This is a genomic window from Ruania albidiflava DSM 18029 (assembly GCF_000421225.1).
GTDB classification, from domain to species: Bacteria; Actinomycetota; Actinomycetes; order Actinomycetales; family Beutenbergiaceae; genus Ruania; species Ruania albidiflava.
Window position 1 is genome coordinate 254,381 of sequence record NZ_ATWL01000001.1, and the last position, 25,654, is coordinate 280,034.

Genomic DNA, 25,654 nt, shown 5'->3' on the forward strand with positions numbered 1-25,654 from the left:
GGTCACTCCTTGCTGATCGTCAGCGTCCCGGAGACGTCGTCACCCCAGTACTCCTCGATCGACACCAGCAGCATGCCCTCCTCGGAGACCTCCACCTCCAGGTAGGGGTCCAGGTCGTTCTCCGTGTCCGGGTCGTCGCCGGAGCGGTCATCGCTGCTGGCAGACTCGCCGCCGGGTGCGATCACGGTCATCGTAGGATCTGCGTCGCTGGCCACGTCGAGAACGTACGTGCCCGGTTCCACCTCGAGGAGTCCCTCGAAGACCTGGTCGCCGGTGAGGTCGAAGCTGACCTCCCCGACGCTCAGCTCGTCCGCCTCCACCGGTTCGGCCAGGACCTGGATGCTGCCGTCAGTGCCCCAGTAGTCCTCGACGAGGACGGTGTAGTCGCCGGGGGTGCCGGGAAGCACCAGTGAGGCGTCGAAGCTGTTCTCCGACTGGTACTCGGTGTCGTCATCGCCGGCGACCTCCGTCCCCTGGGCGTCCAGCACGGACAGCACCGGGTCCATGTCGTCACCGCTGTTGGTGTAGATGCGCAGCGGGCCGGCATCGGTCACGGTCAGAGCCAGCGAGGCCCGGCTACCGCCGGCTACCTGCACCTCCGTGGCGGAACCGACAGCCAGGGTGCCGCCGTCGGTGTCCTGCGGGGTGTCGTCGGTCGGCTCCTCAGTCGGCTCGTCCGTCTCCTCGGTGGCGGTGGGGACGCTGGTCGGCCCGGCGGTCGGCTCGTCGTCGGAGCCGCCGGACACCAGCTTCACGCCGAGGACGATGAGCAGCACAAGGATGACGACCCCAACGATCCCGCCGACGATCAACGGGGTGCGGTTCGGCTTGCCACCCGGTCCACCCGGGCCCCCCGGACCGTATCCGCCCGGTGCGCCATATCCTGGCGCGCCAGCACCGGGCGGCCCGTACCCCGCGGGCTGGGTGCCGTACTGCATGGCCGGGTCACCGGTCCCGTAGGGAGCGGTCTGGTCCGCCGTCCCAGGTGCGGGGGCCGAGCCGTACCCGGCACCATGCTGCTGCGGCGCTGAGGCGGCACCGAACCCGGTAGCTCCCTGCGGCGGGGCGGACGCCGCCCCGAAACCGCCGTCCGTCGGCCCAGGAGCCGCACCGGAGGCCGGGTCGCCGCCCATCGGGGCCGCCCCCTGAGCGGGGGCCTGGTGCTCGGTCCACGCCGCACCGTCCCAATAGCGCAGCTGGTCCTGCTGCTGCGGATCCGGGTACCAACCCGCCGGAGTGCTCATCCGTCTCTCACCTCAGTTTTTCCGTCCAGTGACCTGCCCGTGATTCCTGCATCACCGGCGGTGAGGATACCGGTCTCGAGCCGGTCCGTGCGGACGGTCTCACGGGGAGAGGTCCCCAGCCGAGCCCGCTGCGGTGCAACGCGACCGACGAACGTGCAGCAGACCGACCCCTGGTGTGATCTTGACCACGTCCGGTAGCGTGCTTTGCCGTCAGGGGCAGGCACGATCGACCGTCCGCCCAAGAAGCCGGACAGAGGGAGTTCACTGGAATGGATGACTTCGACTGGGTAGGGATGCTTACCAAGGTCGGTATAGCCATCATCATCGTCCTCGTCACCTGGATCCTTGCGAAGGTGGTGAAGTGGGCGATCAGCAAGCTGGTCGGCAAGATCGGCTTCCTGCAGCGGCCCGGTGCCGACGGACGGTCGATGGGTGAATCGATCGGTCAGGTCGGCTCGCTGCTCGTATGGCTCTTCGGTCTGATCGCTGTGCTGCAGGTGTTCGCGTTGGATGCGGTGCTCTCGCCGATCCAGGGCGCACTGAACACGGTGATGGAGTACCTGCCGAAGGTGCTCGGTGCTGCGTTCGTGTTCTTCATCGGCTACCTGATCGCCAAGGTGGCACGGCAGCTGGTGGAGGCCGCTGTCGGCATGGTCAACTTCGGAGGTATCGCCGCCAAGGTGAAGTCGGTGGACCCGACCGGGCACAGCGGTGCGAGACAGCCGGGTGCCGGCGACCAGGGCGCGGCGCAGCCGCAGCCGGATGCCACCGGCCAGGTGCCTCCGGCGCACCAGGCCGCCCCCGCGACGGGCTACCCGGCCCCGGGCGGCTACCCTGCCGCTGAGCAGTACCAGGGTGCACCGCAGACCGGGCAGCCACCGCAGGGCGCTGCCCAGCCCGCCCCGGGCGGGGGTTCGCAGAAGGTCGCCTCGATCGTGGGCAGCCTGGTCTTCGCCGTGATCCTCATCATGGTGACCATCGCCGCGCTGCAGGTGCTCGGGATCTCCGCGATCTCCGAACCGGCAGTGAACATGCTCACCCTGATCCTCGACGCGATCCCGCTGATCCTCGCAGCAGTCCTGCTGCTGGGCATCGGCTACCTGATCGCCAAGTTCGTCGGGTCGATCCTGGAGAACACGTTGCGCGGGCTGGGCACCGACCGTGCGGTGGCGAGCCTGGGCATCATGGCCGAGGACAAGGGCGCCTCCCGGATCCTCACCCGCATCGTGCAGGTGGCGATCATGGTGTTCTTCGCCATCATGGCGGCCCGGGCGCTGCACTTCCCGGAGGTCACCGCGATCCTCGACGAGGTGCTCTCCCTCGGCGGGCGCGTGCTGTTCGGCGGGGTGATCATCGCAGTCGGCTTCCTGGTCGCCAAGATCGTGGCCAACGCGATCGGCACCGGCACCACCTCGACTGTGGTGCGGTACGCCACGATCGCCCTGTTCGTGGCGATGGGCCTGAAGTACATGGGCATCGCCGACTCGATCATCACCCTGGCCTTCGGCTCGGTGGTGGTCGGCGGTGCACTGGCTGCGGCGCTGGCGTTCGGGCTGGGCGGGCGCGAGGCCGCCGCGCGCACCCTGGCCAAGGCGGAGGCGAAGAGGGACACGCCCTCCTGACCCTTCACTCCAGGCGACGGCGGGCATCCGGGAGGGTGTCCGCCGTCGCCCTGTGCAGGGCCGCAGCAGCTGTGCCACAACGTGGACGGATAGTAACGACAGGATAAAAAGCGGGTATGCTCCAGGACGGCCCACCGCCGTGACCGGCTCCACCTCTGCGTGCGGCCGCGGTCCGGGCGCCGATCCGCACCGGCCCACATTCTCCGAGCGCGGGCCGGGCAGCATCATCGATTCTCTTGGAGACTTTCGTGGCGCATTTGGACGAGCAGCTCGTCGACATCTTCGACGAGGTCATTGCACGCAACCCTGGTGAGACCGAGTTCCACCAGGCCGTCCGTGAGGTCTTGGAGTCCCTCGGCCCGGTCGTGGCCAAGCACCCCGAGTACGCCCACGGTGAGGTGATCCGCCGCCTGTGCGAGCCGGAACGCCAGATCATCTTCCGGGTCCCGTGGCTGGACGACGACCGCCGGGTGCAGGTCAACCGCGGTTTCCGGGTGGAGTTCAACTCCGCGCTCGGGCCGTACAAGGGCGGGCTCCGGTTCCATCCCAGCGTCTACCTGGGCATCGTGAAGTTCCTCGGCTTCGAGCAGATCTTCAAGAACTCCCTGACCGGGCTGCCCATCGGCGGCGGCAAGGGCGGCAGCGACTTCGACCCCAAGGGCCGCAGCGACGCCGAGGTGATGCGCTTCTGCCAGTCGTTCATGACCGAGCTGTACCGCCACCTGGGCGAGTACACCGACGTGCCTGCTGGGGACATCGGTGTGGGCGGCCGGGAGATCGGCTACCTGTTCGGCCAGTACAAGCGGATCACCAACCGGTACGAGTCCGGGGTGCTCACCGGCAAGGGCCTGGGCTGGGGCGGTTCGCAGGTGCGCACCGAGGCCACCGGATACGGCACCGTGTTCTTCGTCCGGGAGATGCTCGCCGCGGGCGGCTCCACCTTCGAGGGAAAGAAGGTCGTGGTCTCCGGCTCCGGGAACGTGGCGATCTTCGCGATCGACAAGGTGCACGAGCTGGGCGGCACCGTGGTGGCCTGCTCGGACTCCAACGGGTACGTCGTCGACCCGGACGGCATCGACCTGAACCTGCTGAAGCAGATCAAGAACGGCCAGCGGGGCCGGATGACCGACTACGCCGAGCAGCGCGGGCAGAAGGTGAAGCACTTCGAGCAGGGCTCCATCTGGGACGTCCCGTGCGACATCGCCCTGCCCTGCGCCACCCAGAACGAGCTGAACGGCGCCGACGCCAAGACGCTGGCCGAGAACGGCTGCCAGATCGTGGCCGAAGGTGCGAACATGCCCAGCACCCCAGATGCGATCCGCATCTTCGGCGAGGCGGGTATCCGGTTCGCACCAGGCAAGGCGGTCAACGCCGGCGGGGTGGCCACCAGCGCCCTGGAGATGCAGCAGAACGCCTCCCGGGACTCCTGGAGCTTCGAGTACACCGAGGAGCGTCTCGCCGAGATCATGAGCTCGATCCACGACCGGTGCCTGGTCACCGCCGATGCCTACGGTGCGCCGGGCAACTACGTGGCCGGTGCGAACATCGCCGGGTTCACGCAGGTCGCGGAGGCGATGCTGCACCTCGGCGTGATCTGATCACCTGCACGTTGAGCTGATCACCTAGACGTTGTCGGCGCCGGTGTCCGCCAGCGAAGGCCCGCTGACGGCATCACCGGCGTCCGGCCACTGCCACTGGGCGACCTCGGGGATGTCGGTGCCGTGCTCACGGGTGTACCGCCGGGCGGCCAACCGGGCGTCGGCCATCTGCTGACGCAGGCCTGCGCACCGGGAGCCGAGCCCGGGTACCCGGTCGATCACGTCCATCACCAGGTGGTACCGGTCCAGGTCGTTGAGCATCACCATGTCGAACGGTGTGGTGGTGGTGCCGTTCTCCTTGTACCCGCGCACGTGGAGGTGTGCGTGCCCGTTCCGGCGGTAGGTGAGCCGGTGGATCAGCCACGGGTAGCCGTGGTAGGCGAAGATCACCGGCGCATCCGTGGTGAAGATGGTGTCGTACTCGCGGTCGGTGAGCCCGTGCGGGTGCTCACCCGGGTCGTGCAGACGCATCAGGTCGACCACGTTCACCACCCGCACCTTCAGCTCCGGCAGGTGCCGGCGCAGCAGGTCGGCGGCGGCGAGGACCTCCACAGTGGGGATGTCACCGGCGCTCACCAGCACCACGTCCGGGTCCTCGCCCGGGACCTCTGAACCGGCCCACTCCCAGATGCCGACACCCCGGTAGCAGTGGTCCTGGGCCTGCTCCAAGGTGAGGTAGTTCGGGTTCGGTTGCTTCCCGGCGACGACGACGTTGATGTACTGGCGGGTGCGCAGCACGTGGTCGAAGGTGGCCAGCAGCGTGTTCGTGTCTGGCGGCAGGTAGACGCGGACCAGGTCGGCGCCCTTGTTCACCACGTGGTCGATGAAGCCGGGGTCCTGGTGGGAGAAGCCGTTGTGGTCCTGGCGCCACACGTGCGAGCTGAGCAGGTAGTTCAGCGAGGCGATCGGCCGCCGCCAGGACAGCTCGTCGGTGACCTTCAGCCACTTGGCGTGCTGGTTGACCATCGAGTCGACGATGTGGATGAACGCCTCGTAGGAGGTGAACAGCCCGTGCCGGCCGGTGAGCAGGTAGCCCTCCAACCAGCCTTGGCACTGGTGCTCGGAGAGCACCTCCATCACCCGACCGGCCCGGGCCAGGTGCTCGGCCCGGTCGGTCTCGGTCAGCTCGGCGTTCCACTGCTTGGCGGTGACGTCGTAGACGGCCTGCAGCCGGTTCGAGGCCACCTCGTCCGGTCCGAACAGGCGGAAGTTGTCCGGGTTGCGCTCGATCACCTCGGTGAGCCACTGTCCGAGGATCTTCGTCGGTTCGGTGATCACCGCTCCGGGTGCTGGTACGTCGACGGCGTAGCTCGCCTGCTCCGGGAGGCGTAGGTCGCGCAGCAGCAGTCCGCCGTTGGTGTGCGGGTTGTCGCTCATCCGCAGCTGACCGGGCGGGGCGAGCGCGGCGACCTCGGCGACGAGCCGGCCGTCGTCGTCGAACAGCTCCTCGGCGCGGTAGGTGCGCATCCACTGCTCGAGCACCTGCAGGTGCTCGGGGTTCTCCCGGGCACCGGTGAGCGGCACCTGGTGGGCGCGCCAGGAACCTTCGGTCTGCTCGCCGTCGATCTGCTTCGGGCAGGTCCAGCCCTTCGGGGTGCGCAGGACGATCATCGGCCAGGCGGGTCGGGTCACCTGTTCCGGGTCGCTGGTAGCAGCGTCGGCCTTGATCTCGGCGATCTCGTCGAGCACGTCGTCCAGCAGTGCGGCGAACCGGGCGTGGATGGCGAGCGGATCCTCCTCGTCGAACCCGGCGGTGAACACGTGCGGCCGGTGCCCGTAGCCGCGCATCAGGGCGAGCAGCTCGTCTTCGGGGATGCGACCGAGCACGGTCGGGTTGGCGATCTTGTACCCGTTCAGGTGCAGGATCGGCAGCACCACGCCGTCCGTGGCGGGGTTGACGAACTTGGTGGAGTGCCAGCTGGTGGCCAGCGGGCCGGTCTCCGCCTCGCCGTCACCGACGACGGCGAGCACGAGCAGGTCCGGGTTGTCGAAGGCAGCGCCGTAGGCGTGCGACAGCGAGTAGCCGAGCTCACCGCCCTCGTTGATGGACCCTGGGGTCTCCGGGGCCGCGTGCGAGGGGATGCCGCCAGGGAAGGAGAACTGCCGCATCAGCCGCCGGAGGCCCTCGGTGTCCTGGGTGACGTCGGAGTAGATCTGCGAGTACGTGCCCTCTAGGTACGTGTTCGCCACGATACCGGGCCCTCCGTGCCCGGGGCCGGTGATGTACATCGCGGACTGGGCCCGTTCGGCGATCGCCCGGTTCGCGTGCGCGTACAGGAAGTTCAGGCCTGGTGTGGTCCCCCAGTGACCGAGGAGACGTGGCTTGATGTGCTCCGGGCGCAGCGGCTCGCGCAGCAGCGGGTTGTCCAGCAGGTAGATCTGCCCGACGGACAGGTAGTTCGCTGCGCGCCACCAGCCGTGGATCGCTTGCAGGGTCGCCTGGTCCGGTACCGGGCGGGTCCGGTGCTGCCATGGTCGAGCGACGGCGTCAGCGGTGCTCAGGCTCATCGGGTCCTCCTGTGGGATCGCTGGTTCTCTCCCAGCCTGGACCGGATTCCGCCTCTGTGCGACCGCTGGAGGTCCGGAACGCACGCCAGGTGAGCAGAGCGGCAAGCAGCACCACGACGATCGCTGTCGCTGAGGCGTGCTGCACACCGGCGTCGAACGCGGACCGGGCGGCCGCGCTGAGCTGCTCGCCGACGACGGTCTCGAGACCGGCGGCATAGTCCAACGTGGCGCCGAGGGTCTCGAAGTGTGCCGGATCGACACCGTCGAGCTGGGCCGGCAGCTGCAGCCGGGAGGCGTAGGTGGCGGTGAGCACACTGCCGATCACTGCGGTGCCGAGCACGGCGCCCACCTCGTAGGCCGTCTCCGAGATCGCTGAGGCGGTGCCGGCCTTGGCGGCCGGGGCGTTGGCCAGGATGAGGTCGTTGGTGAGCGTCTCGGCGATGCCGATGCCCACGCCCATGGCCACGAACGCGACCATGATCACTCCCACCCGCGGGTGCCCGGAGAGGGCGACGATCGCGTACCCGGAGGCGGTGAGCAGCAGGCTGAGCGGTACCAGCACACGTACCGGGACACGCACCACGAGCCGGACGGCGACGAATCCCACCACCATCGACACCACAGTGCCGGGCAGCAGCACCAGAGCGGAGGCCAAGGGTCCCAGCCCGAGGTCGAGCTGCAGCAGCTGCGCTGCGAAGTACAGGAACCCGGCCAGTCCCATCAGGCTGAGCATGTTCGCACCGATGGCACCGGTGAACATGGGGTTGCGGAGCAGTGCCAGGTCGAGCATCGGCCGCGCCCGCACCTGCTGACGCCGCGTGAAGGCGAGCGCGCAGACCACGGCGAGCACCGCCGTCGCGATGGTGAGCCGGTCCACCCCGGCGGTGGCGCCGCGCTTGATGGCGAACACTGCAGGGCCCATCACCCCCAGGGACAGCACGATGGAGAGCAGGTCGAGCGGGCCTGGGTCCGGGTCCCGGGACTCGCGCAGCAGCAGCAGCGCGAGTGGGACGAAGACGATGATCAGCGGCACGTTGATGAGGAAGACCGCACCCCAGGTGTAGTGCTCCAGCAGCCAGCCACCGACCACCGGACCGAGCGCCGCTCCCCCGGCGAAGAGCGCCGCCCAGGTGGCGATCGCCAGTCGGCGGTCCCCCTCGTTGGTGAACAGGTTCCGGATCATGGACAACGTGGAGGGCATCAACGTGGCCCCGAAGACACCCTGCAGCGCCCGGGCGAGGATCAGGTGCTCAGCGGTGACGGACGTGGCGGCATACACCGACGCCAGGCCGAAACCGACGGCGCCGACCAGCAGCAGGCGACGCCGCCCGAGCCGGTCCCCAAGCGAGCCCATCGCGAGCAGCAGTCCGGCGAGCATCAGGGAGTAGACGTCCACGATCCACATCAGCTGGGCCCCGCTCGGCTGCAGGTCGACGCTGATGGCGGGCAGGGCGAAGCTGAGCACCGTGCTGTCGATCGAGACGAGCAGCACGGGGATCATCAGCGCCGCCAGGGCGAGCCATTCGCGACGACCCGCCCGCGTGCTGGTGGTCGGGTCCAGGATCGTCATGGCATCTACTGTACCGGCTGGACGGTACAGCGTGGTCGTGGCCTCTGGTGACGTCGCTCACCACGTAGGCTCGAATGCATGACGACCCCGGATCGATCCACCCGCGACCGGTTGCTGAATGCGTTCGAGGCGCTGCTGGTGCAGCAGGGCCCGCGTGCGGCCACGCTCGAGGCGGTGGCAGCCGAGGCCGGTGTGAGCAAGGGTGGCCTGCTGTACCACTTCGCCAGCAAGGACGACCTGGTCGACGGCACCCTCGAGCGGCTGCTGACCCTGGCCCACCAGGACGCGGAGGCGATGCGCACCTCGAGCAGCGGACCGGTGCAGTACTACCTGGAGACCTCGGTCTCCACCGGCTCGGACCTCGACCGGGCGCTGGTGGCCGCAGCACGGCTGGCGCAGGACAACACCGAGCGGGTCAGCGCTGCGCTGGCACAGGTCCGCGAGGCATGGCTGGAGGTGCTGCGGGCGGAGCTGGGCGACGAGTCCCTGGCCCGGACCATCCAGCTGATCGGCGACGGCCTGTACTTCAACGATGTCTCCGGGATGCCCGATCCGGATGCGCTGGAGCACGTGCAGCAGGTGCTCGGGCGGCTGGGGCGCTGAGGCGGGGACCTCAGCCTGGTCGCCCGCAGCCGGAGACACCACCTCATCGAGCCTGTCCCATGGCTCGACATCAGGTCGATGGCCGCGCGAGGGCATGGGCCCGGTAGCTGCGCGGGCTGAGACCGAACTGACGCTTGAAAGCGGTGCTGAGCGCGAACGGCGTGGCATAGCCGACCTCGTGTGCCACCGCGGCCAGCGTGGCCTCGGAGGTGCGCAGCAGGTCGGCGGCGGTGGCGAGCCGCAGACTGGTGAGGTAGGAGATCGGCGGTCGGCCGATCTCGGCCGTGAACCGCCTGGTCAGCGTGGCGCGGGAGGCGTTCGCGGCACGAGCGAGGGAGTCGAGGGTCCACCCATGGCCGAGCCGCTCATGCATCAGCTCCAGGGCGGTGCCCACCACCGTGTCCCGCGTGGTCAGCCAGGAGAGCAGGCTTCCGTTCGACCGAGCGGCATAGGATCGGACCGTGCCGACGAGCACCACATCGAGCAGACGATCCAGCAGGCTGAGCTGGCCGGGACCATCCCAGGCGATCTCCCGTTCCATCAGTGCGACGACGTCGCTCACCTGGTTCTCGCCGCGGACCACCAGCGCTGCAGGAAGCGCCCCGGTGAGCAGCCGGCCGACCTCGCCGACCGACTGATAGACACCGATCAGCAGGGCATCTGTGCCGGAGCTCGCGTTGCCCCAGGTGCGCAGCCCGTGGCTCATCGACTCGGCGATCGGACGCCCCTCGAGGTCCACGCAGCGGTTGTCGGGCAGGATTCGCACCGTCGGCGCCGAGCCGTGCGCATCGCTCACGACATACGGCTGGGTGCCCTGGACGAGCGCGAGGTCCCCGGTCTGCAACTGTTCCTCGCTCCCACCGTGGCACAGGGTGGCGCGCCCGGTCAGGGTCGCGATCACGGTCAGGGCGGCACCGTCCCGCACGGAGAGGCCCCACGGCGGGTCGAACTGCGCGCGGAGCGTGAACGCGCCCTGCGCACGGAGCCCGCCAAGGAGATGGGTGAGCGGATCCATCCGGGCACGCTAGCAGCGTGAGCCGATCGCGTATGTGCATGACGCTTCCGGCCATTCCGGCCGGGACCTGCCTTGACCAGGCTGAGAGGCATGAACATCGAGCTCTCCCACCCTTATCTCCTCGTCGGCGGAACCGGGCGCACCGGCAGGCGGATCACCGCACAGCTGACCGCTCAGGGACGTCGCGTCCGCGTCACCTCACGGAACGGTCGACCGCCGTTCGACTGGCACGACGAGACCACCTGGGAGGACCAGCTGCGCGGCGTTCGCCGCGTGTTCGTCGCGTTCCATCCCGATGTCGCAGCACCTGGCGCCGCTGATCTGCTCGGCCGGTTCGCACAGCGCGCCGATACGCTCGGCGTGCGCCGCATCGTGCTGTTCTCCGGGCGTGGTGAGGAGGCCGCCCAGGACGCCGAGGCTCAGGTGGCGGACAACATACGCGAGTGCACCGTCCTGCGCTCGGCGTTCTTCATGGAGGACTTCACCGAGCACTTCCTGCTGGACGCGGTGCGCTCCGGGCTCGTCGCGATGCCCGCCGGAAGCGTCCCGGAGCCGTTCGTCGACCTCGAGGACCTGGCCGGTGTGGCCACCCGTGCACTCACCGGTGATGACCTGGTCGGCCAGACCCTGGAGCTGACCGGACCGGAGCTGCTCACGTTCGCAGACGTGGCCGCGGTGCTGTCCGGGGTCATCGGGTCTCCGATCGCCTACCACCCATGCTCGGTGGCCGAGTTCGCAGCCGGCGCCGAGGCCGAGGGGATGGCCCCGGCGGAGGCGCAGGTGCTCGCCAGCGTGTTCGCGCAGGTGTTGGACGGGCGCAATGCACACCTCACCGATGACCTGCCCACGATCCTTGGTCGTCCGCCTCGGCGGTTCGCCGACTTCGCCCGGGCGGCCGCGGCGAGCGGCGCCTGGTCACCGGCCGATGCCCAAGAGCAAGGAACCCGGGGATGAGCGGCACCGTCGTGGGCCTGCTCACCCTGGTCGCGGCCGTGGGCGCGGGCCTGAGCGCCGGTGTCTACCTGGCTTTCTCCACCGTCGTGGTGCCCGGGCTGAACACCCGGATCCCGCGTGAGGCGATCGTGGCGATGAACGCCATCAACCACGCGGCACCGCGCAACCCGCTGCTGCTGCTCGTGCTGCTCGGGACCGGCCTGGTCTGCGTGGTGCTGCTCGTCCTCGGAGTCCTCCAGCGCGACGAGCCTGCTGGTCGGTGGGGGCTCCTCGGTGCCGTGCTGTACCTGCTCAGCGTGCTCATCCTGATCGGATACCACGCCCCGCACAATGAACGGCTGATGCGGGTCGACCCGACGACGGTGGACGCCGATGCGGTCTGGGCCCGCTTCTGCTCCCCGTGGATGGTGTGGAACCACCTGCGCACGCTCACTGCGTCCATCGGAACGGTCTGCCTGACGATCGCGCTCACCGGTCTGCCAGCTCGCTAGACCTCTGCGTCCACACACGTGAGGCTTGCCGGGTACCCTCGCCCCTCGGGTACCCGGCAAGCCTCGAAGTCGGGCTGGCGGGATTTGAACCCACGACCCCCTGACCCCCAGTCAGGTGCGCTACCAAGCTGCGCCACAGCCCGTGATGTGCAGTTGTCGTCCGCGAACGGACCGAGGTGAGCCTACCGCAGGGTGGCCCGTTGCTCCCAATCCGGGACGTGGCGAAGATCGCAGACCTCAGGTGAGCCAGCAGAGGCAGAACGGGTGACCGGCGGGGTCGGAGTAGACCTGGAACGCCTCCCCCGGATCGTGCGTGGTGGTCGGCTTGAGTACCTGCGCACCCAGGGCCATGACACGAGCGTGCGCGGCCTCGAAGTCCTCCACCCACAGGTCCAGGTGGACTTGCTGCGGTGTGCCCTCCGGCCAGTCGGGGCGGATGTGCTCGGGATCGAGCTGGACGCCGATCCGGGGCCGGTCGTCGACGAGCACCATGTGCCAGTCGTCGTCGCGGTCCACGGTCCCGCCGAGCACACCGGCCCAGAAGGCGCTCTCGGTCTCCAGGTCGGCACTGTCGAAGACGACCACCTGGTGGTTGATCTTCATCTTTCGTTCTCCTCCTCCGATGGTCCGGGCGCGGGCGTGGGTTCCTCCGCTGCAAGCCGCTCCGGTGCGGGCGCGGGGGACCCCGGTACCGCTGGCCCGGCCGCCAGCCCCTTTTGTGCCGCCACCGTGCGTACGGCATCGATCACCAGCTCGAGCGACTGGCGCGGTGTGCTGGCGGCCCGGTGCACGATGGAGACCGTGCGCATCACCGGTTCCCGGACCGCGACGATGTCCACACCGGCCGGCAGCAGGGTGAGCGCTAGGTCGGAGACCAGGCTGACTCCGAGGCCGCTGGCCACCATCGCCAGCGCTGTCGCCTGTTCTTCGACCTCGTGGTTGATCCTGGGCTCGAAGCCGTTGTTGCGGCAGGCGATGCGCACTGCGCGGCCGAAGTGGGAGCGGGGACCGGCGAGGATCCACGGGTGCTCGGCCAGGTCGGCCAGCGACATCGTGGCGGCGGGCACGATACCGGCCGGCACTGCGGCGTGCAGCCGTTCGACGGCGACCTCTCGCCGTTCCAGGGCGGGGTCGCGGGGCACGGCGTAGTCGGAGTAGTCGATGATGAAGGAGAAGTCCAGGGTGCCGTCCCGGACCGCCTCGGCAGTGTCCTCAGGCGCCAGCTCGCAGGTGCGCACCTCGATGCCGGGATGGTTCACCGCCAGCGCCGCCAGGGCCGGGGGAAGCAGGCCCGAGGCGACAGACGCCCACACCCCTCCCTCCAGCCGGGCGCTCACCCCGTCCTGGGCCCGCTCCAGCGCCACCGTGGCTCGTTCGACCGAGGCGAGGATGTCCTCGGCGTGCTCGTTCAGCAACAGCCCCAGGTCGGTGAGCCGCACCCGGCGCCCGAGCCGTTCGATCAGCTGCACCCCCACCTCCCGCTCCAGCTGGGCGAGCTGCTGCGACACGGCCGACGGGCTGTAGTGGAGCACGGCGGCAGCGGCGGTGATCGTGCCGCGCCGGTGCAGTTCGCGCAGCATCCGCAGTCTCCGCAGCGAGAGCTCCATGATCCCTCAGGGTACGCATTGTGAAGCAACTATGGACATGAACGTGCATGAAACACCGATGGACGCACGTCGACACGCGTCGCACCCTGGGGACACAGGCCCCTTGGGGGTGCCACCGTGGTGCTCCCGGCAGGTGGAACAGCCGAACAGCAGCAGCAAGGACGCAGGAGGTGGTGGAAATGACGACCCTGGACAACATCCCACGCGCAGGGAACGGACACGAGAAGGATGCTCGGCACACCCCTGCGAACCCGATCGACCAGGAGCCGTACCAGCGGCTGACCTGGCACGACGAGGTGACCGGCGCCACCGGCTACCTGGTGGTGCACACGCTGGTGTGCGGTCTGGCCACCGGCGGCCTGCGGATGCGCCCGGGCTGCACGATGCACGAGGTGGAGGACCTGGCCCGCGGTATGGCCACCAAGACCGCCACGTTCGGTCTCCCGGTCGGCGGTGCGAAGGGCGGGATCGACTTCGACCCCAAGGACGAGCGCGCCTTCGGTGTGCTGGAGCGCTACTGCATGGCGATGCGCCCCTGGTTGGATGCGCACTGGGTGACCGCTGAGGACCTGGGCGTCACCCAGCACCTGATCGACGAGGTGTTCGAGCGGGTAGACCTGGGCCAGTCGTTCCACGCCGCGATCCAGCGATCGGAGAACCCAGAAGCGACGTTGGACCGGGTGCACGCCGGCCTGGCCGCCCGCACCGACGACGGGCTGCTCCTCGGTGACATCATCGGTGGTTACGGTGTGGCCCAGGCCTGCCGGGCCGTGATGAACGCACGCGGCTGGGACGAACAGCGCACCACCGTGGCGATCCAGGGTGTGGGCACGATGGGCGGCGGGACCGCCTGGTACCTGCACGAGGCCGGTGTCCCGGTCGTGGCCCTGGCCGACGCTCGCGGGACGCTCTACTCCCCCACCGGGCTGGATGTGCCCGCGCTGCTCGACCTGCGCGATGAGTATGGCGAGATCGACCGCACCAGGGTGCCGGACGACGTCGCCCAGCTGCCACGGGAGGCGGTCCTCTCGATGGAGGTCGATGTGCTGGTCCCGGCGGCGATCTCCTACGCGATCACTGCGGAGAACGTGGACACCGTCTCCGCCCGGGTGGTGGTGGAGGCGGCGAACACCGGGGTGCTGCCGGAGGCAGAGGCTGCGCTGACCGCCCGGGAGATCCTGGTGATCCCCGACTTCGTGGCCAACGCCGGCGCAGCCGCCTGGGCATGGTGGCTGCTGCTCGGTGAGGTCGGTCTGGACCCGTACGACTCCTTCGACCGGCTCCGCCTGGAGATGTTCGCCCGGGTGAACCAGATGATGGCGGAGTGGAACACCGTCGGTGTCCCGCCCCGGACCACTGCCCTGGGGATCGCTGCAGCGAACCTGAAGTCGATGGCAGGGGTGCACGAGCTGACCATTCCCTGACGGCGGAGCTCACCGGGCCGGTGACCTGCTCAGCAGGGCGGGATCTCTGGGCCGTGGCTGAGCTGCGTGGTGCTGCCGTCGACATTGCGGCGGTACCGGTGCCCGGTGGGGGTGGTCCATTCGAACTCCCCCGGTGCACTCTGGACCACCTGGAAGTCGCCGTGCGTCTTCACCTGGTGGTCCCGGTGGCACAGCGCCCCGAGGTTGGCTGGGCTGGTGCTGCCGCCAGCGGCAGGCTCCTGGTGGTCCCAGGGCCTGGTGTGGTCGAGCTGGCACTCCCGCGCTGGGGCGCTGCACCCCGGCCGGACACAGTGCTGGTCCCGGGCCCGGACGTGGTCGGCGAGCGGTGTCGAGGGTCGGTACCGGGTGTGGCCGAGGTCGAGCAGCCTGCCGCTGAGCGGGTCGGTGACCAGCCGGCGCCAGATGCCACCTGCAGCCAGCGCCCTGGCGGTCATCGGTGTGATGGGTCCATAACCGGTCAGGTGCGGCACCGCGTCCAGGTCGATCGCAGGTCCGGTGTCGGTGACCGGGTCGTCGGGAGGACGCCAGGGCGGTTCCAGACTGATCTCGTCGGCTGCGCCGGCCCACTCGACCCTGTTGGCCTCCTCGGCCCTGCCCGTGCCAGGTGGACCGGTGGCCATCCGCAGGATCGCGCCCGCCTCGCCCGAACCGGCGGCCGCGTCTGATGCAGCGGCGGCGCTCTGCGGGAGCAGGTGGGCCAGGGACACGGTCACGTGGATCTCCGGACGGCGACCGTCGGTGTGCGCCAGCGGCAGCGCAAGATGCTCAGGGCCCAGGTGTCCGGTGGCCAGCGCCTCGGCGGCGATGGTCGCCAGGGCGTCGAACCGGAGCTGGTCCACAGTGCGCTGGTCCCCGCAGGTCTTCGCGGCGGTGGCGGCCGCCTGCAGGGCGGTGTCCAGGGCCAGTACGTCCGCTGCGGGGCCTTCGATGGTCATCGCGGCGGTCTCGTCCGGCAGCGCCCGGGGCCGGGTCACCCGACGGCATCTGCGGCGCCGCTCCGCGCGGCGTTCTGCTTCGGCCGGATCGACGGCGATCAGCGCGCGGGCCACGTCCCGGCGCAGCTGGCCGGCGGTGCGCGAAGGAGCTGTGGGCAGCACCTGGTCCTCGACGGCCAGGGCGACCTGCCAGGGCACATCGGCCAACGAGTCGAGGATGGCGCGGGACCGACCGGTGTCGATCGTCCCGCGGCGAAGCTCCTCACCGGTGCCGAGCAGGTGGGTGCTGACCAGGCGGCCCCTGCGCACCAGGTCCCGGCACTGGTTCCGTGTCCAGCCCAACCGCACAGCGAGCTCCTCCGGCGCGGTGCACGCCTTCTCGGCCGCCACTGCGGTCCGCTCGCCGCTGTCGGCATCGGTGACGACGTCGGCCAGGGCCAGCGGGTTCATCGACTCGCGTTCGGACAGCACGCCGGCGGCTTGTGCCATCAGCGCCTCGGCGCACGCCGCGAGCCGGTTCGCAGCGGCGACGATCTCCACCAAGGTGGCGTCGTCGCTGTCGTCCAGATCCATCGCGAGCAGCCGATCCAGCAGCACGCCTCCGGTCCCGGTCGCGGCCAGCTGAGCGTCGGTGCCGAGCTGCTGGAACCCGGCAACCAGCCGGACCAGCGCTCGTTCCGCAGCACCGTCCCCGAGGCCGGCCGTGGGCCGCTCCTCGGGTGCGGTGTCGTCGATCTCGCTCATAGAACTAGTGTACTAACGCGCACTGACACTCGCCGGTATTCCCACGGCGTGGCGCCCAGGGCTGCGGACCTCTCCGGCCCCGAGCGTCGGTAGGCTCGCGGTCGTGCCCGCTCAGTTCTCCCGCACGCCCACCGTCACCCAACAGCACGCCCGAGCGGCTGTCGCGGCACTCTTCCTCACCAATGGCGCCCTGATCGCCAACCTGCTCCCCCGCTACCCGGAGATCAAGTCAGCACTCGCCCTGGGCAACACCACCTACGGGCTGACCATCGCGGCACTGCCCACCGGCGCGATCGCCGCGGGTCTGTTCGCCGCCGCGTTGATCCGGCGTTTCGGTTCCGCACCGGTCGCTGTGATCGGCACAGTGGGCACCAGCATCGCCATCCTGCTGGCCGGGATCTCGCCGTCGGCCGGCCTGTTCGCGGTCGGGTTGTTCCTGGCCGGCGCCCTGGACGCGATCACCGACGTCGCCCAGAACGCCCATGCCCTGCGGGTACAGCGGGAGTACCGTCGCTCGATCCTGAACTCCTTCCACGCCGTCTGGTCGATCGGTGCGGTGCTCGGCGGTTCGATGGCTGCCGCTGCGATCGCGCTGAACGTACCGCTGGGCTGGCACCTGGGCGTCTCGGCGCTCGTCTTCGCGATCGTCGCCCTGGTCGCGCTGCGGTTCTGCCTACCCGGCCCGGACCAGGTCGCGCAGCAACCGGACGGTCCCGGTCAGGGCACCTCGGCGGCTGCGGCACGGGGCGGCGGTCCGTCGCGCACCCCGGTCTCCGGCCGCACGGTGCTCGTGCTGCTGGCGTTCGTGCTGGTGGCGATCTCCGGTGCCCTGGTCGAGGACGCCGGCAACTCCTGGGCGGCGTTGTACCTCTCCGCCGACCTGGGTGCACCGGCAGCGCTGGCCGCTACTGGCTACATCGCACTGGTGGGTGCACAGACGGTGGGTCGGCTGCTCGGCGACCGGCTGGTGGACCGCTACGGGCAGCGGGCCGTCGCCCGGGCCGGTGGAGTGATCGTGACCGTCGGGATGGGCACCGCTCTGGCGCTACCCACAGTGCCGGGCACGATCGCCGGCTTCGCGCTCGCAGGGTTCGGGGTGGCCACCCTGGTGCCGGCGGCGATGTCCGAGGCGAACGACCTGCCGGGCCTGCGCCCGGGCACCGGACTGACTGTGGTGTCCTGGCTGATGCGGCTCGGGTTCCTCGCCTCCCCGCCGGTGGTGGGCCTGGTCGCGGACGCCACGTCGTTGCGGGTCGGGTTGCTGGTGGTGCCGCTGGCGGGTGTGCTGGTGGTCCTGCTCGCCGGGGTGCTCTCTGGCCGCAGACGTCGCACCATCACGGCACCGGGATGATCTGTCCGCCCGCCGGGGCCACGACCAGCCGGCGCACCGGCGCCAGCGCGGCGGTCCGCGGCACGGGCACCGGCGGCGTCAGCGAACCGAGCACTGTGGGCAGACGTGCTCCGGTGGCGCGCGGCCCGTCCGGGTCGGCAGGGTCGGCGGGTGCGGTGCCGGGCAGCCCGTGCACGGACAGGTAGCCGAGCAGCGCGAACAGGTACGCCTCTTTCGCGTCGGCGTCCAGGCCCCAGTCGGTCGCGGTCCGCAGCGGTGGCAGCAGCTCGGCCAGGCGCGCCATCAGCACCGGATTGCGCACTCCGCCACCGGAGACCACCACCCGGGTCACACCGGAGCCAGTGATCGCATCGGCCACAGTACGCGCGGTCAGCTCGGTGAGCGTGGCGAACAGGTCGGCCCCCTGCGGCGCCGGTACGCCTGCTGCGGCCAGGCGCTCGGCCACGTAGCCGGCGTGGAAGTGCTCCCGGCCGGTGGTCCGCGGCAACGGCTGGCGGTAGAAGTGCCGGTCTCCTGCGCAGCGGCGTCGAGCAGGCTGACCAGGGGTGCTCCGTGCCCGCCGGCGGCCACGTCCGCAGTGCGGAAGTCGTGCACCACCGGCAGCCCGGTCGCCGCGTGGATCCATGCGGGTGCGCCGATCTGCAACGTGCTGCGCACATCTACTGCGCGCACGTCGTGGAACAGCGTCTGGCCGTGGCTGGCGACCAGGTTTGGGCCAGGGCACCTCCAGGTGACCGCACGGGACCAGCTGGAGCGCGCCGTCGTCGACCGGGCTGAGCTCTGCCAGGGCGACGTCGATCGCGTCCACCGACGTGCCAGAGCTCACGGCGAGGACTCGCATCAGTCGCCGAGCACCAGGCGCAGCGCGGCCTCCGCGTTCGCCCGGCCCACCCCGTGGGCGAGCACCAGCCGGGGCGCGGGCGGGGCGGCTGACGCCATCCCGCCGTGCAGCACGACGGCGTCACCTCGCCGGTCCAGCAGCAGGTCCAGGTCCGCCTGCTCCCGCGGGTCGGCGAGCGGTTCGCGGGTCAGGGCCATCACCGCAGCGTCACCCAGGCCGTCGAGAACGTCCTCCAGGGGCGGGGCGTCGTCAGCACCGGCGAGCACGACGCGGGCGTCCGGGAAGCGTTCGACCAGCGCGTTCGCGAACCCTGGTGCGACCCGGCCGGTGGCCTGGTTGTAGCGTCGCCGCAGGTCGACCAGCACCGGGGGTGGCCCGGCGGATCCGGGCCCAGGCAGCCGCGCGTCGCCAGCTGCCACCTGCACGGCTGCGCGCGCCACGTCACGCCCGACAGCGGTCACCGCAGCCTCGGCCGCAGCCAGGTCCGGCACCGGGGCCTGCCCCTGGTACCGGGCCACATCTGAGCGGAGCCCGTCCAGGCGGGTGATGCTCGCCGCCAGTGCGGCGGGGTCCAGCTCACCGCGGTGCAGGGCGGTGAGGATGCCGTCGACGGCGGTGGTCAGCATCGCTTCGTCGTCCCGTCCGCTGGTGGTGCCCAGGCAGAGCAGGTCCGCACCGGCCTGCAGTGCCCGTACGCAGGCCACCGCCAGACCGGGACCGTCCCCGTCACTGACGGCAGCCATGTCCAGGGCGTCGGTGATGATCACCCGGTCCGCTCCTCCGGGGAGGGTGCGGACCAGGGCGGTGACGGCCGGTTCCAGGCTGGCTGGCCGGGGGCCGAGCGCGGGGATGTGCAGGTGCCCGGTCATCATCGCGTCCAGTCCGGCGGTGGCCGCGGCATGGAACGGTGGTAGGTCACGGACGGTCAGCTCCTCGGCGGTCACGTCCAGGCGGGGGAGCTCGAGGTGGGAGTCGGTGGTGGTGGCGCCGTGGCCGGGGAAGTGCTTGCCGCATCCCGCCACGCCCCCGGTGTGCAGCCCGGTCAGGAATGCGCTGCCGTGCCGGGCCACCTGCTGCGGGTCTGGGCCGAACGAGCGGACCCCGATCACCGGGTTCGTCGGTTCGCTGGCCACGTCCAGCACCGGCGCCAGGTCCAGGTCGATGCCCGTGGCCCGCAGCAGCGCGCCGAGCGCGGCGCCGGCCCGTTCGGTGAGCGCGAGGTCGTCGGCAGCGCCCAGTGCGGCCGCCCCGGGCAGGGCTGATCCCGACCCGGCCTGCAGCCGGGAGACGTCCCCGCCCTCCTCGTCCACGCTGATCAGCACCGGACCAGCGGCGTGCAGCGCAGCGGTCAGGGCGCGAGTGGTCTCCAGGTCGGGGGCGTTCTGGGCGACCAGCATCACCCCGCCCAACCCGTCCGCGACGGCACGGGTGAGCCATCGCGGCGCCGTGCTGCCGCTGAAACCGGGCATCAGCACCCCGAGGGCGAGCCTGCTGAGCGGGTCGAGCGAGACGCCGCCGGACGGCGTGGGGCTTCTGTCCATGGACACATCATGCTAGGTTCTGTGACTCATTGACGAAAACCGGATTCCGTACGTCAGTGCCTTACACCGATGTGGGGAGACATCTGTGCCGATCGCACCGCCGCGGACCGGGCTGGACCGCGTGCTCGACGACCCGGACCTGCTCCGGGTTGGCAGCATCGCCCTGTGCACCAACTACACCGCCGTCACCGGTGCACTGGGCCGCGGGGTGGACGCCCTGGTGACGGCGGGTCTACCGGTGCGACGTCTGCTCACCCCCGAGCACGGCTACTGGGGCGGTGTCCAGGCCGGCGAGAGCGAGGGCGACGGCCAGGACGAGGCCACCGGGCTCCCGGTGCTGGACACCTATGGCGTGTCCGGTGCCGACCTGGACACGCTGCTGGAACGCACCGGCGCCGACCAGGTGGTGCTCGACCTGCAGGACATCGGCACCCGGTTCTACACCTACACCTGGACACTGTTCGACCTGCTCTGCTCCGCGGCCCGAACCGGGCACCAGGTCGTGGTGTTGGACCGGCCCAACCCGCTCGGCGGCGTGGCAGCGGGTCCCGGGCTGGACCCGGCCTGCACCAGCTTCGTCGGCCGGGTGTCCGTGCCGCTGCAGCACGGCCTGACCCTGGGTGAGCTGGCCCGCTGGTTCAATGCCGTGCACGTGCCGGAGGCGACCGGCGCCCGGGCCGCGCTCCAGGTGGTCCAGGCCGCCGGCTGGACCCGGGAGGCGGCACCGCTCGGGCAGCTGTGGGTGCCGCCCTCGCCGAACATGCCGACCCGCACCACTGCTCAGCTCTACCCGGGCACCGGGCTGCTGGAGGGCACCACCCTCTCCGAGGGCCGGGGCACCACGAAACCGTTCGAGCTGTTCGGCGCCCCGTGGACCGACGCCCGGCTGGCAGCTGCCCTCGCCGAGCAGGCGCTGCCCGGGGTGCAGGTGCGGGAGGCAGTGTTCACTCCGATGTTCGCCAAGCACGCCGGTGCGCGGGTGCACGGCGCACAGCTGCACCTGAACGACCCGTCCGCCTTCGACCCGGTGCGCACGGGGCACACGCTGCTGAGCACCCTCGCCACGCTCTACCCCGAGCAGCCGCTCTGGCGGGAGGCGGCCCCCGGGCGGCCACACTTCCTCGACCTGCTCTGGGGCAGCCCGGCACTGCGCGAAGGCATCGATGCGGGCCGCTCGCTGGCCCAGGTGCTGGCCGCGAGCCCACCGGCACCCACCCCACCACCGGACACCCTGCTCTACTCCCCCACCACCACGGAGGTTCTCGCGTGACTGGCCGAACGATCCTCGCTGTCGGCGGGCACATCGGCGACATGGACCTGGCCGCCGGCCCGCTGCTGGCGCAGAACACCCTCGACGGCGGTCGGTCGGTGCTCCTGGCGCTCACCCCGGGTGAACGGGGCCACCCGCGGCTCGGCGTGGCCGAGTACAAGGAGCAGAAGATCACCGAGGCCCGCACGTTCGCCGCGGGCATCGGTGCCGAGGTGATCGTCTACGATGACCTGTCCGACGGGTTCCTGCACTGCACCGACGACGTCGCCGCTCGCCTGGCGCGGGACATCCGCACCATCCGCCCCGACCTGCTGCTCGCGCACTGGGGGCGCAGCATCCACACCGACCACGAGCAGGCGAGCCTGCTCGCCGAGCGGGCCCGGTTCCTGGCCGGGCTGCCCGGTTGGGAGGAGGACCCCGGCGCCGCCGATGGTCCGGGCCGCCGGCACGGGGTGGGTCAGCTGCTCTACACCGAGAACTGGGAGGACACGGACGGCTTCCTCGCTACCCGCTACACCGCCGTCTCACAGCGTGCCCGGGACCTGTGGCTGGAGGCGATCGGCTGCCAGGCCTTCGCTCGCGGGGAGACCTACGGCTTCCGCTACATCGACTACTACGATGCCCAGCTGATCACCCGAGGGTGCCTGGCCGGGGTGAGCCACGCCGTCGCACTGGCCGAGGGCGGCCACGGGCTGCGGGAGGTGTGATCCGATGGCGACCACCTTCCGCACCCACCGGGCCGGCGATGCTGCGGCGTTGGCGGCACTGACCACGCTGGCGATGCCGCAGGACGCCGTCGACGTGCCCACGCTCACCGAGAACGTGCTGCTGGACGAGAACTTCCAGCCCGAAGGGCTGATCGTCGCTGAGCACGACGGCGTCCCCGTGGGTTTCGTCTACGCGGTCACCAGTGCCGGGGCCGGGTCGGGCCAGGAGGCACCCGGCGGTTGGCTGACCATCGGCTGTGTGCACCCCGACCACCGCGGCCGCGGTGTGGGCACCGGGCTGCTCACCCGAGCGGTTCGCTACCTCGCCGAGCGGGGCGCTGCCTGGGTGAACGTGGCCGCCTACGCCCCCGCCTACTTCGTGCCCGGGCTGGACGTGGTCGCCTACCCGGAGGCGGCACGGCTGCTGGAGCAGCACGGTTTCACCCGGTTGTACACCGCGGCGGCGATGGCGCTGGAGCTGAGCACCTACCGCACTCCTGCGGACGTGCTCGCTCTCGCCGAGGAACGAACCGCGCAGGGCTACCAGCTCGGTCCGGCCACCCCGGACGACCTGCCGGAGGTGATCGACTTCGCCGGCCGCGAGCTCGCCCCGGACTGGGCGGACGCAGTGCGGGAAGCGGTGCTGCGCCACGGCCACCTGCACCGGCTGCGGATCGTGCGCGGCCCCACCGGTGTGGCCGGTTTCGCCATCTACGGCGCCTACCGGGGCCTGCGAGAGCGGTTCGGCCCGTTCGGGGTGGACGAGTCCCTGCGCGGCACCGGTCTGGGCAAGATCCTGCTGCACCACACACTGACCGCGATGCGTGCGGAGGGGGCGCACAGCGCCTGGTTCCTGTGGACCGGTGAGGACTCGCCGGCCGGGCACCTGTACCGACGCACCGGCTTCACCGTGACCCGGCGGTTCGACGTCCTCCGGCACGAGCTCACACCATCCACCCAGACCACGAGGGAGAGGTCCGAATGAGAACCCGACGACTCACCACTGCGGCGGCTGCGCTGACCGGCGCCGCACTGATCCTGTCGGCCTGCTCCGGCGGCGGGAACGAGGGCGGCGGTGATGGCACCGGTGAGGTGCAGCCGCTGACGATCCACGCCAACTCCGCGAACACCTACCAACGCAACTTCAACCCGTTCTCCGCCAGCGTGCTGCACGGCGCCCGCGGCTACATCTACGAACCATTGGTCGCCTCCAGCCCGCAGATGGATGAACCGGTGCCATGGTTGGCGGAGTCGGTGGAGTTCAACGACGACGGCACGATGATGACCTACACGCTGCGCGACGGTGTCACCTGGTCCGACGGGGAGGACTTCACCGCCGAGGACGTGGCGTTCACGTTCAACCTGTTCGTCGACGAGCCGGCCACGAACCTGGCCGCTCTGGACGTGGTGGAGGCGAGGGCCACCGACGATCTGACCGTGGAGATCGACTTCTCCGAGCCGATGTTCGCCTTCGAGCATGCCGTGGGCAACACGCTGATCGTGCCCGAGCACATCTGGGCCGACGTCGAGGACCCGATGGAGGACACCAACGAGGATCCGGTGGGCACCGGACCGTTCCTGCTCGAGGACTTCTCCCAGCAGCTGTACACGATGACCAAGAACGAGGACTACTGGGCCGCGGACGAGGTCCAGGTGGAGCAGCTGCGCTACCCGGCGAACACCGACCAGACGTTCACCACCAGCCTGCAGTCCGGTGAGATCGACTGGTCCGGCGGTTTCGTGGCGAACGTGGAGGACATCTTCGTGGCCCAGGACCCGGACAACCGCGGGTACTGGTACCCCGGTGGCGGGCTGGTCAGCCTCACCCCGAACACCCAGGAGGCACCGTTCGACGACCCGCAGCTGCGGGAGGCGCTCAGCCTGGCGATGGACCGGGAGCAGATCTCCGAGGTGGCGATGCAGGGCTACACCCCGCCGGCGCACCCGACCGGTCTGCCGATGCCCGCCTATGAGTCCTCGCTGTCCGCCGAGTACGCCGACGCGGCCTACAGCCGGGACGTCGAGGCTGCCAACGACCTCCTGGACGAGGCCGGCTACGAGATGGGCGCCGACGGTGTGCGCACCACCCCGGACGGTGAGCCGATGTCCTACCCGCTGGAGATCCCCTCGGACTGGGTGGACTGGGTGACGATCAGCCAGCTGCTGGTGGAGCAGTTCGCCGAGGTCGGCATCGAGATCACACCGCAGGGTGTCTCCTTCGACTCCTGGGTGGAGACGCGCAACTCCGGGAGCTTCGACCTGACCATCTCTGCGACCGCGATCGGGCAGAGCCCGTTCGACATGTACCGGTCGATGATGAGCTCGGAGTACGCCAGCGACGGTGCGGTCCGGCAGAACTTCAGCAGGTTCTACGACGACGCTGCGGACGCTGCCCTGGACGACTACGCCGCCACCGCCGACGAGGCGGAGCAGCAGGCGGCACTGGACACCTTGGAGCAGATCTTCGTCGAGGAGCTGCCGCTGGTCCCGATGATCCAGTCGCCGAACTGGTTCCAGTACAACACCGAACACTGGGAAGGCTTCCCGAACGAGGACGACCCGTACGCGTTCGGCGCGCCGTTCCAGAACCCGGACATCATGATCGTGCTGCGACACCTCACCCCGGCACAGTGAAGTACCTGCTGCGCAAGGTTGCGCTGTACGCGTTCATCGCCTGGTCGGCGATCACGCTGAACTTCCTCATCCCCCGGCTCATGCCGGGGGACCCGGTCACCCTGCTGGTGGAGCGGATGGAAGGGCGGATCGAACCGGAGGCGATGGCAGCGATCGCGGAGAGCTACGGCATCACCGACGACCCGTTGCACGTGCAGTACTGGACCTACCTGGGCAACCTGTTCCAGGGCGATCTCGGCCTGTCGATCGGGTTCCACCCCACCCCCGTGGCCGAGATCGTCATGGGTGCCCTGCCCTGGACGCTCGGGCTGGTCGGCATCACCACCATCATCAGCTTCGTGATCGGCACCGGCCTGGGCGTGGTGCTCGCCTGGCGCCGCGGCTCCTGGAGCGACCACGCGCTGCCCACGCTGACGTTCCTGAACGCCGTGCCGTACTTCTGGATGGCGCTGATCCTGGTGCTGGTGTTCTCGGTGAACCTGGGCGTGTTCCCGGTGGCCGGCGCCTACGACGTGAACATCGACCGGGCCTGGAGCTGGGAGTTCGTCTCCTCGGTGCTCTACTACGGCACGCTGCCGGCGATCACCATCGTGATCGCATCGTTCGCCGGCTGGGTGCTGAACATGCGGAACATGACCGTGACCGTGCTCGGGGAGGACTTCGTCACCCTCGCCGAGGCCAAGGGGCTGCCCAAGCGGATGGTGCTGGTGAACTATGCCGCCCGGAACGCGATCCTGCCCTCGGTCACCGGTTTCGCCCTCGCCCTGGGTGCGGTGGTCGGCGGTTCGATGCTCACCGAGGTGATCTTCAACTACCCCGGTGTGGGCTACACCCTGTTCCAGGCGGTGCAGAACCACGACTTCCCGCTGATGCAGGGGCTGTTCCTGATCATCTCCCTGGCGGTGATCGTGGCGAACCTGCTCGCCGACATCGTCTACATCTTCCTCGACCCGCGCACCCGAGCGGAGGCCTGA

Annotated in this window: 22 protein-coding genes and 1 tRNA gene; 12 read left to right on the forward strand and 11 right to left on the reverse strand. The window is 70.2% G+C overall.

Annotated elements, in window-relative coordinates; translation table 11 throughout:
- Positions 1-2: 2 nt before the first annotated feature.
- The gene (locus tag K338_RS26060) at positions 3-1,244 is read right to left on the reverse strand and encodes a DUF2510 domain-containing protein (protein ID WP_022916358.1); all 1,242 of its coding nucleotides are present in this window, start codon (positions 1,242-1,244) and stop codon (positions 3-5) included.
- 269 nt (positions 1,245-1,513) lie between these two features.
- On the opposite strand from K338_RS26060, the gene K338_RS0101200 reads away from it, so the two are divergent.
- Both K338_RS0101200 and gdhA read left to right on the forward strand, forming a co-directional pair.
- On the forward strand, positions 1,514-2,866 hold the full coding sequence (locus K338_RS0101200; protein WP_022916359.1) for a mechanosensitive ion channel: 1,353 nt from the start codon (positions 1,514-1,516) through the stop codon (positions 2,864-2,866).
- A 248-nt stretch (positions 2,867-3,114) separates the two neighbouring features.
- Positions 3,115-4,464, forward strand: a complete 1,350-nt coding sequence (gene gdhA / locus K338_RS0101205; protein ID WP_027286294.1) for an NADP-specific glutamate dehydrogenase — start codon at positions 3,115-3,117, stop codon at positions 4,462-4,464.
- A 24-nt stretch (positions 4,465-4,488) separates the two neighbouring features.
- On the opposite strand, the gene K338_RS0101210 is transcribed toward gdhA, so the two are convergent.
- Both K338_RS0101210 and K338_RS19770 read right to left on the reverse strand, forming a co-directional pair.
- Positions 4,489-6,972 carry a phosphoketolase family protein gene (locus tag K338_RS0101210; RefSeq protein ID WP_022916361.1) on the reverse strand — a complete coding sequence of 828 codons (2,484 nt, stop codon included), beginning with the start codon at positions 6,970-6,972 and terminating at the stop codon, positions 4,489-4,491.
- A complete protein-coding gene (locus K338_RS19770; protein WP_022916362.1) occupies positions 6,953-8,542 on the reverse strand; it encodes an MFS transporter in 1,590 nt (529 codons plus the stop codon). Before K338_RS19770 ends, K338_RS0101210 begins: the two co-directional genes overlap by 20 nt.
- 78 nt (positions 8,543-8,620) lie before the next feature.
- Between K338_RS19770 and K338_RS0101220 the strand changes: the two genes are divergently transcribed.
- Positions 8,621-9,145, forward strand: coding sequence for a TetR/AcrR family transcriptional regulator (locus tag K338_RS0101220; RefSeq protein ID WP_022916363.1), 525 nt, complete (start codon positions 8,621-8,623; stop codon positions 9,143-9,145).
- A 70-nt stretch (positions 9,146-9,215) separates the two neighbouring features.
- On the opposite strand, the gene K338_RS0101225 is transcribed toward K338_RS0101220, so the two are convergent.
- Positions 9,216-10,160, reverse strand: coding sequence for an AraC family transcriptional regulator (locus K338_RS0101225; protein ID WP_022916364.1), 945 nt, complete (start codon positions 10,158-10,160; stop codon positions 9,216-9,218).
- Between the two features lie 90 nt (positions 10,161-10,250).
- Here K338_RS0101225 and K338_RS0101230 point away from each other — a divergent pair, with 90 nt between their 5' ends.
- Both K338_RS0101230 and K338_RS0101235 read left to right on the forward strand, forming a co-directional pair.
- Positions 10,251-11,114 (forward strand): SDR family oxidoreductase, encoded by an 864-nt coding sequence (locus K338_RS0101230; RefSeq protein WP_022916365.1) that lies wholly within the window; start codon positions 10,251-10,253, stop codon positions 11,112-11,114.
- Entirely contained in the window at positions 11,111-11,605 is a 495-nt protein-coding gene (locus K338_RS0101235; protein WP_022916366.1) for an anthrone oxygenase family protein, read from the forward strand. The genes K338_RS0101230 and K338_RS0101235 overlap by 4 nt, the downstream gene beginning before the upstream one ends.
- Positions 11,606-11,674: 69 nt before the next feature.
- On the opposite strand, the gene K338_RS0101240 is transcribed toward K338_RS0101235, so the two are convergent.
- The 3 genes from K338_RS0101240 to K338_RS19775 all read right to left on the reverse strand — a co-directional run bounded on the left by K338_RS0101240 (position 11,675) and on the right by K338_RS19775 (position 13,212).
- Positions 11,675-11,748 (reverse strand) — tRNA-Pro (locus K338_RS0101240).
- Positions 11,749-11,842: 94 nt separating this feature from the next.
- On the reverse strand, positions 11,843-12,208 hold the full coding sequence (locus K338_RS0101245) for a VOC family protein (protein ID WP_022916367.1): 366 nt from the start codon (positions 12,206-12,208) through the stop codon (positions 11,843-11,845).
- Positions 12,205-13,212, reverse strand: a complete 1,008-nt coding sequence (locus tag K338_RS19775; RefSeq protein ID WP_084480471.1) for a LysR family transcriptional regulator — start codon at positions 13,210-13,212, stop codon at positions 12,205-12,207. The genes K338_RS0101245 and K338_RS19775 overlap by 4 nt, the downstream gene beginning before the upstream one ends.
- A gap of 179 nt (positions 13,213-13,391) precedes the next feature.
- On the opposite strand from K338_RS19775, the gene K338_RS0101255 reads away from it, so the two are divergent.
- Positions 13,392-14,636, forward strand: coding sequence for a Glu/Leu/Phe/Val family dehydrogenase (locus K338_RS0101255; RefSeq protein ID WP_022916369.1), 1,245 nt, complete (start codon positions 13,392-13,394; stop codon positions 14,634-14,636).
- 29 nt (positions 14,637-14,665) lie between these two features.
- Here the strand turns inward: K338_RS0101255 and K338_RS24220 are convergent, their stop codons facing one another.
- Positions 14,666-16,336, reverse strand: a complete 1,671-nt coding sequence (locus K338_RS24220; RefSeq protein ID WP_022916370.1) for an HNH endonuclease signature motif containing protein — start codon at positions 16,334-16,336, stop codon at positions 14,666-14,668.
- Positions 16,337-16,439: 103 nt separating this feature from the next.
- On the opposite strand from K338_RS24220, the gene K338_RS0101265 reads away from it, so the two are divergent.
- Positions 16,440-17,687 carry an MFS transporter gene (locus K338_RS0101265; protein ID WP_022916371.1) on the forward strand — a complete coding sequence of 416 codons (1,248 nt, stop codon included), beginning with the start codon at positions 16,440-16,442 and terminating at the stop codon, positions 17,685-17,687.
- Here the strand turns inward: K338_RS0101265 and K338_RS26065 are convergent.
- From K338_RS26065 to K338_RS0101275, 3 genes are all read right to left on the reverse strand, one after another.
- Entirely contained in the window at positions 17,671-18,174 is a 504-nt protein-coding gene (locus K338_RS26065) for an anhydro-N-acetylmuramic acid kinase (RefSeq protein ID WP_027286297.1), read from the reverse strand. The two genes, K338_RS0101265 and K338_RS26065, sit on opposite strands and share 17 nt — an antisense overlap.
- Positions 18,057-18,359, reverse strand: coding sequence for an anhydro-N-acetylmuramic acid kinase (locus K338_RS26485; protein WP_342662696.1), 303 nt, complete (start codon positions 18,357-18,359; stop codon positions 18,057-18,059). Before K338_RS26485 ends, K338_RS26065 begins: the two co-directional genes overlap by 118 nt.
- A gap of 168 nt (positions 18,360-18,527) precedes the next feature.
- Positions 18,528-20,069 carry a glycoside hydrolase family 3 N-terminal domain-containing protein gene (locus K338_RS0101275; protein ID WP_022916372.1) on the reverse strand — a complete coding sequence of 514 codons (1,542 nt, stop codon included), beginning with the start codon at positions 20,067-20,069 and terminating at the stop codon, positions 18,528-18,530.
- An 85-nt stretch (positions 20,070-20,154) separates the two neighbouring features.
- Between K338_RS0101275 and K338_RS0101280 the strand changes: the two genes are divergently transcribed.
- Genes K338_RS0101280 through K338_RS0101300 form a run of 5 tightly spaced genes read left to right on the forward strand, consistent with a single transcriptional unit; the run spans position 20,155 to position 25,654 of the window.
- Complete coding sequence (locus K338_RS0101280; protein ID WP_022916373.1) at positions 20,155-21,339, forward strand: exo-beta-N-acetylmuramidase NamZ family protein; 1,185 nt, start codon at positions 20,155-20,157, stop codon at positions 21,337-21,339.
- Entirely contained in the window at positions 21,336-22,046 is a 711-nt protein-coding gene (locus tag K338_RS0101285; RefSeq protein ID WP_022916374.1) for a PIG-L deacetylase family protein, read from the forward strand. Before K338_RS0101280 ends, K338_RS0101285 begins: the two co-directional genes overlap by 4 nt.
- 4 nt (positions 22,047-22,050) lie before the next feature.
- Complete coding sequence (locus K338_RS19790; protein WP_022916375.1) at positions 22,051-23,031, forward strand: GNAT family N-acetyltransferase; 981 nt, start codon at positions 22,051-22,053, stop codon at positions 23,029-23,031.
- Positions 23,028-24,680, forward strand: coding sequence for an ABC transporter substrate-binding protein (locus K338_RS19795; RefSeq protein WP_022916376.1), 1,653 nt, complete (start codon positions 23,028-23,030; stop codon positions 24,678-24,680). The genes K338_RS19790 and K338_RS19795 overlap by 4 nt, the downstream gene beginning before the upstream one ends.
- A complete protein-coding gene (locus K338_RS0101300; protein WP_022916377.1) occupies positions 24,677-25,654 on the forward strand; it encodes an ABC transporter permease in 978 nt (325 codons plus the stop codon). The genes K338_RS19795 and K338_RS0101300 overlap by 4 nt, the downstream gene beginning before the upstream one ends.

Coding starts and splice junctions, on each gene's coding strand:
- K338_RS24220 (WP_022916370.1), bottom strand. CDS start 16,336: ATGAGCGAGATCGACGACACCGCACCCGAGGAGCGGCCCACGGCCGGC.
- K338_RS0101275 (WP_022916372.1), bottom strand. CDS start 20,069: ATGGACAGAAGCCCCACGCCGTCCGGCGGCGTCTCGCTCGACCCGCTC.
- K338_RS19790 (WP_022916375.1), top strand. CDS start 22,051: ATGGCGACCACCTTCCGCACCCACCGGGCCGGCGATGCTGCGGCGTTG.
- K338_RS0101235 (WP_022916366.1), top strand. CDS start 11,111: ATGAGCGGCACCGTCGTGGGCCTGCTCACCCTGGTCGCGGCCGTGGGC.
- K338_RS0101230 (WP_022916365.1), top strand. CDS start 10,251: ATGAACATCGAGCTCTCCCACCCTTATCTCCTCGTCGGCGGAACCGGG.
- K338_RS0101210 (WP_022916361.1), bottom strand. CDS start 6,972: ATGAGCCTGAGCACCGCTGACGCCGTCGCTCGACCATGGCAGCACCGG.
- K338_RS19770 (WP_022916362.1), bottom strand. CDS start 8,542: ATGACGATCCTGGACCCGACCACCAGCACGCGGGCGGGTCGTCGCGAA.
- K338_RS19795 (WP_022916376.1), top strand. CDS start 23,028: ATGAGAACCCGACGACTCACCACTGCGGCGGCTGCGCTGACCGGCGCC.
- K338_RS0101245 (WP_022916367.1), bottom strand. CDS start 12,208: ATGAAGATCAACCACCAGGTGGTCGTCTTCGACAGTGCCGACCTGGAG.
- K338_RS26060 (WP_022916358.1), bottom strand. CDS start 1,244: ATGAGCACTCCGGCGGGTTGGTACCCGGATCCGCAGCAGCAGGACCAG.
- K338_RS19775 (WP_084480471.1), bottom strand. CDS start 13,212: ATGGAGCTCTCGCTGCGGAGACTGCGGATGCTGCGCGAACTGCACCGG.
- K338_RS0101225 (WP_022916364.1), bottom strand. CDS start 10,160: ATGGATCCGCTCACCCATCTCCTTGGCGGGCTCCGTGCGCAGGGCGCG.
- K338_RS0101220 (WP_022916363.1), top strand. CDS start 8,621: ATGACGACCCCGGATCGATCCACCCGCGACCGGTTGCTGAATGCGTTC.
- K338_RS0101255 (WP_022916369.1), top strand. CDS start 13,392: ATGACGACCCTGGACAACATCCCACGCGCAGGGAACGGACACGAGAAG.
- K338_RS0101200 (WP_022916359.1), top strand. CDS start 1,514: ATGGATGACTTCGACTGGGTAGGGATGCTTACCAAGGTCGGTATAGCC.